This window comes from Intestinimonas sp. MSJ-38 (assembly GCF_018917925.1).
Lineage (GTDB): Bacteria > Bacillota > Clostridia > Oscillospirales > Butyricicoccaceae > Pseudobutyricicoccus.
On the sequence record NZ_JAHLPO010000085.1, the window covers coordinates 1 to 539 of the forward strand.

Annotated in this window: 1 protein-coding gene and 1 pseudogene; both read left to right on the forward strand. The window is 50.5% G+C overall.

From position 1 onward, the window contains the following. Nucleotides 1-267 (forward strand): annotated as a pseudogene (locus KQI26_RS15180) (VirB4-like conjugal transfer ATPase); the annotation flags it as partial. 19 nt (nt 268-286) lie between these two features. Then, nucleotides 287-539, forward strand: a 253-nt coding sequence (locus KQI26_RS15185; protein ID WP_216505062.1) for a hypothetical protein, incomplete at its 3' end; no start/stop codon positions are given.

Here is a 539-nt window from a genome sequence, read left to right on the forward strand (position 1 = left end):
GAGGAATGTCTCAATTCCAACACAGCCCGAATGATGTTTGCCAACAGTGAGTTTCTGCTGTTGTTTACCCAGTCGGCTTCCGATCAGCAGGAACTGTCCAAGCTGCTGAGGATCTCCAAGGCTCAGATGGATCACATCAGTACATCCCAGGTGGGCAATGGTCTGATCAAAGTGGGCAGCAGTATCGTGCCCTTTAAAAATGTGTTCCCAAAGGACACCGACCTTTACAAGCTGATGACCACCAAGCCCGGTGAAGGAGAAATTTGAGAAAAAGGCTGCTTTGTCAATGTACAAAGCAGCCTTTTTGCTTAAAAGAGGTGAAGCCATGCGAGATATCAAGATGAAAGAAAAGGCCGAACCCACGCTGCACACATTGGAAAGGAAAGTGTGGCGGATCAAGGATGCGCAGGGGCTGAGAACGCCAGTATCCAGGATCGGGCGAGAGATCGACCGCTTTGGAAGAAGTGGGAAGCAGGGCCTATCTCAGCTATCCCGAATGCGTCCGGAGCAGGGGAAAAAGCCGGAAGAATTCAATGCTC